This window comes from Syntrophobacterales bacterium, from assembly GCA_019429105.1.
Taxonomy (GTDB): Bacteria; Desulfobacterota; Syntrophia; order Syntrophales; family UBA5619; genus DYTH01.
Genome location: JAHYJE010000079.1, coordinates 1 through 4,221, shown reverse-complemented (window position 1 = coordinate 4,221; position 4,221 = coordinate 1). Strand labels below are relative to the sequence as shown.

The window sequence follows — 4,221 nt, the reverse complement described above, 5'->3', positions numbered from 1 at the left end:
CAGGACGTGAGCCTTTGGCGGCGGTCTTGCCTTTACCAGCCAAAGTCCCAGATGATTGAGGATATCCCGGATCACCGAGGGGTCTTCAATAAAGCTGATTTATGTGGAGCTTAACATAAATCAGCTTATGTGAAGCGATTGCTTATGTGAAGCAGCCCACCGCTGATTCCTCGTATCTTCTTACCTGTTCAGCACTTATCTCCGCTGGAGCTGTGCCAGCACTTCACATAATTCCAGCACCATGGTTTAATTCGTATCTGCCTATTTGGGCAGAAAGGAGGCTAACATGGTGTTGGAAGATTTGGTGCGTCGCTCATGGGAACTGCATCGATGTCGCATGCTACCTTTGGGCGTAGAGGCTGACGGCTTTTGTAAATGGCTGCACGAGCAGGGCTACTCGCGCTCGGTCATGCGCAGCCATATTGCGAAGGTCTCACAGTTTAATTGGTATTTACGCTATCAATCAGGCGACCATCGGGCAACAGCTCATGAAAGTGAGGGTCACTGACCTCCACGGCCTTCGCATTACTCTGTCAAAGGCACTGGTCCGCACCCTTGCAAGCTGCATTTCTTCCGTCATTTTCAAACTCGGCTATGCCATTCAACCCTTCACGTCCCGCAAGCAGACTTTGCATGACCTGGCAGCCGGCACGCTCGTGGTGAATGCCGAAAAAGACATGATTGATTCTGGCCGTGTCAGGATATCCGGGGCTGATTCGGCGGGTACGGATAAAGAGTCCGCCAGAGAAGACATTGTAGCCAGTTTCCGCCCGACGGAGTCAGCCGGCATCAGCAAGGCCTCCATTTGGAATCAGAAACGGGCGCGCTACCATGCCTTCGGGATTCTCGGCCTGTTCGTTTTTATTGGATTGCTGTTGGCATTTAGTGGCAAGTTTGGCCTATTCGGGCCAGCAAAGTACGATGTTTATTCGTGCCCCCCAGAGCAACCGTCGTCGGGCAAGGTTAATTTGTGGGATATTAGCACGTGTAAGGAAGTGCCCAAATATACGGCTGAGTTCAGGATAGATAAGGCATCATCCAGCGTCTATGTGATTTATGAGCCGAGCAAGGAGAATGCCGCTGAAAGCAGTTCTTCTCACAAAAACAGAATGACCAAACTTTCCAACTGTGGTTTTTAGCCGACAATCGTGAGGGCATGCCGGATCAATGCAGAAAATTCAACGGCAAATTATTCAGATACGACGATCCCTTTTGGGATGCTCATTATCCGCCTTGCGAGTGGCCGGAGTGCTCCTGCAAAGTCGAACTGAAGATGCGATAGTGTTCCCATTAGCGAGACAGTGAAAGACGATTACTACGCTCGGTGCTTTTCCGGGATTGTCTTTCAAGACTTCCGCGACCGATTAACGATAAAGGATTATCGAGGAGGGGCAATGTCAAGGAACGAAGACGCGACGCTACACCTGAACTGGGCGAGACAGGCTGAAAAACAGGGAGACTTTTTGGCTGCAAGGATGGAATATCTTAAATGCGTAGAATCTTGGAAACAGTATGGCGACATCGCTGAATTAGAGAAAGCGACCGGAGAATACGAAGCCTTTGTAAGACGAGACCACATCTTTTCAAAACTCTTATCTATTTTGTTACCCATTATCCAGGCGAATCCTGGTATTCTGCAATCCGACATTGCCAAACAAGCCGAGTCATTGGATTGGGCGGCGCTTTACGATTACGATCGGCCGGTGGCTCGTGAAGATATCTATTACGCCCTCTATTTCGCCGAGAAGTTCAACAGAATATCGAGAACCAAAAAGGGTCGATCGTATGAGCTAAGAATAAGCTCTTGAAATCTATGCCTGTACTGATTTCGTAAGGAATGATCTACCAAATGTACGGACAGGGGGAACGTACCGGTGCAAGCAGCCATTTCGAGAAACGGCGTTAAATCCGTCGCATGGAAAACTGAAAAAAGTGAAGGCCCCTTCCGTTGTCCGGGCTGCGCCGGCGAAGTTATTCTCAAGAAGGGAAAGGTCAAGGAACACCATTACGCGCACAAACCGCCCTGCGCTGATCTCGGGTTTCATCTTTGGACTTGGGGTTTCAGAGCGCCCGACCGGGCGGCCCCGACCGCAGGGAGAGGCCGTCCGGCGTCATAGAATCCGCGTAGCGGTTTAGAGGGCGAGAGCGCGACTCAGGGAGACGTGTCTCGGCCGGAGCGAAGCGCAGGGCGAGTCACGGGGACCGAAAAGAAACTGATCGCTCGCAGCAGCCTGTCCGGCGAAGAATATGGCGAACTATATGCCAGGCGGATTGACTGCACATACCGGTTAGAAAGGCATATCCAGGACAGTCTCGGCAAGTATAACCAAGAAACGGTTCATGAACTGCGTATGAAGGTCGATTACCGATGGGGCGTGCCAACTATGTTATAATCGAAACATCTTGTCTTGCTAATAAGTTCAGATTATGCAATATGATGTACAAAAAATATGAAGGATTTTTATGTATCATCGTGATGTTTTACAAAATTTATTACGGTATCTGAACCAACCGGAAATATTGCTGCTGGTGGGAGCGCGTCAGGTGGGCAAGACTACCATTATGAAAATGCTTATAGAGTCTTTGCGCCGTCAAGGAGAGCCTGAATCAGCTATTCATTATCTGGATCTGGAAGATATGAATCTGCTGCATCTTCTGGAAGGTGGACCGCGTGAATTGATTGGCTGGCTTGGAGCTCAAGGAGCCAATCTTTCACGTAAGGTCTACATTTTTATTGATGAAATCCAGTATCTTTCAAATCCATCCAATCTGCTGAAACTGCTGTCAGACAGCCAAGCAAACCTGAAATTGATTGTTTCCGGTTCATCAACCCTTGAAATTCGCCGCAAATTTACCGATTCGCTGGCGGGGAGAAAACTTGTTTTTGAGATATATCCTCTCAATTTTGCGGAGTTTCTTGATTTCCGAGGTGAACCTCGTCTGGCAAAAACAGTAAGGGAATGCGGAATCCGTTTATTTACGCCGGATAGTGATCCAGCCGCGCTTACGGCACGCTATCTGACCGATGAATGCGGGCGTTATTATCGTGAATTTCTAATATGGGGAGGATATCCGCGCGTTGCCCTTGAAGCGGATGAGCAGCGCAAGACAGCCTATATGGCAGAGTTGTATAATTCATATGTCCGTAAGGATATTAAAGACCTGGCACGAATTGACAATGTCACCGGTTTCAATAATCTCATCACCGCGCTGGCGCACCAGACAGGAGGTCTGGCAAACATATCCGAACTGGCAACCGCTACTAGACTGGCGCGGAATACGGTGGAGAATTTTCTGTTTCTGCTGGAAAACACCTTTATCATCAAGGGGTGTATGCCGTTTTCCCGTAATCCAAGAAAAGAGATCAGTAAAATGCGTAAGTACTATTTTATCGACAACGGCATGCGCAACATTGCCATACGCAACCTTGCTGCTCTCGACAACCGCACTGATGCGGGTGAACTGGCTGAAAATGCTGTATATGCTGAGCTACTAAAAAAATCTCCGCTGTTGGAAGAAATCGCGTTCTGGCGAACACAGTCAAAAAATGAAGTTGATTTTGTATTGAACAACGGCGGTAAGCTGCGTCCAATAGAAGTAAAATATCGCCCATTCAAGGTTCCCAAAAAACCGGCAGGTATCCGGTCATTTCTACTCGATTATCCGGAAGCGGAACAATCGCTTGTGTTGACGCGTGATTTTTTCGGGGTTGGAGATGATGTCAGATATGTTCCATGCTGGCTGGCGTAGCTATTAAAAAATGAATTTCGGCCTACTTTGAGCGAAAAAAGAGATACAGAAAAAAATACAAGGGTCACAACTTCATACAACATGAATTTTATTTACTAAGGTTTGATGATCTCGTCAAAAGTCAGAATTTACCAAATCAAACTCCGTAACTTACGGTAATTACATAGTGCGAATTTCGAAAAAGCGTCGTTTTCAGACTTATTACGAGTTCATCAATATTGTCTTCACGTCGGTCGAAATCGAAGGGCAAATTTATATCCCTGCGGTGAAATGGCTCCTCCTTGCCGGCTGCCTGATTTTGGTGATCGTCTTCAAGACATCGAGTTCGCTTGCGGCAGCTTACGGTATCGCCGTCTGGGTCGGCATCATCGCCTTTGCGGGGCTGGATGCGGAAACGGGCGTCGTCATGCTCCTCTACCTCGACCTTGCCCATGAGAAGTGGCGCAAGGAAGGAAAATTGAATAGCCTGCA

At 48.1% G+C, this 4,221-nt stretch carries 7 protein-coding genes; all 7 read left to right on the top strand.

Going from position 1 to position 4,221, the window contains the following annotated elements; all coding sequences use genetic code 11:
- Positions 1-286: 286 nt before the first annotated feature.
- Positions 287-508 (top strand): hypothetical protein, encoded by a 222-nt coding sequence (locus K0B01_14600; GenBank protein MBW6487372.1) that lies wholly within the window; start codon positions 287-289, stop codon positions 506-508.
- Positions 489-1,139 carry an RDD family protein gene (locus tag K0B01_14595; GenBank protein MBW6487371.1) on the top strand — a complete coding sequence of 217 codons (651 nt, stop codon included), beginning with the start codon at positions 489-491 and terminating at the stop codon, positions 1,137-1,139. Before K0B01_14600 ends, K0B01_14595 begins: the two co-directional genes overlap by 20 nt.
- Positions 1,140-1,156: 17 nt before the next feature.
- Positions 1,157-1,282, top strand: a complete 126-nt coding sequence (locus tag K0B01_14590; protein MBW6487370.1) for a hypothetical protein — start codon at positions 1,157-1,159, stop codon at positions 1,280-1,282.
- Positions 1,283-1,394: 112 nt separating this feature from the next.
- Positions 1,395-1,808 (top strand): hypothetical protein, encoded by a 414-nt coding sequence (locus K0B01_14585; GenBank protein MBW6487369.1) that lies wholly within the window; start codon positions 1,395-1,397, stop codon positions 1,806-1,808.
- A 66-nt stretch (positions 1,809-1,874) separates the two neighbouring features.
- Positions 1,875-2,117, top strand: coding sequence for a hypothetical protein (locus K0B01_14580; protein MBW6487368.1), 243 nt, complete (start codon positions 1,875-1,877; stop codon positions 2,115-2,117).
- Between the two features lie 346 nt (positions 2,118-2,463).
- On the top strand, positions 2,464-3,750 hold the full coding sequence (locus K0B01_14575; protein MBW6487367.1) for an ATP-binding protein: 1,287 nt from the start codon (positions 2,464-2,466) through the stop codon (positions 3,748-3,750).
- A gap of 163 nt (positions 3,751-3,913) precedes the next feature.
- Positions 3,914-4,221: KUP/HAK/KT family potassium transporter (locus K0B01_14570; GenBank protein MBW6487366.1), on the top strand; the 308-nt coding region annotated here is incomplete at its 3' end.

Excerpts from the sequence above, each read along its gene's own strand:
- K0B01_14600 (MBW6487372.1), top strand. The coding sequence starts at position 287 with ATGGTGTTGGAAGATTTGGTGCGTCGCTCATGGGAACTGCATCGATGT.
- K0B01_14595 (MBW6487371.1), top strand. The coding sequence starts at position 489 with ATGAAAGTGAGGGTCACTGACCTCCACGGCCTTCGCATTACTCTGTCA.
- K0B01_14590 (MBW6487370.1), top strand. The coding sequence starts at position 1,157 with ATGCCGGATCAATGCAGAAAATTCAACGGCAAATTATTCAGATACGAC.
- K0B01_14585 (MBW6487369.1), top strand. The coding sequence starts at position 1,395 with ATGTCAAGGAACGAAGACGCGACGCTACACCTGAACTGGGCGAGACAG.
- K0B01_14575 (MBW6487367.1), top strand. The coding sequence starts at position 2,464 with ATGTATCATCGTGATGTTTTACAAAATTTATTACGGTATCTGAACCAA.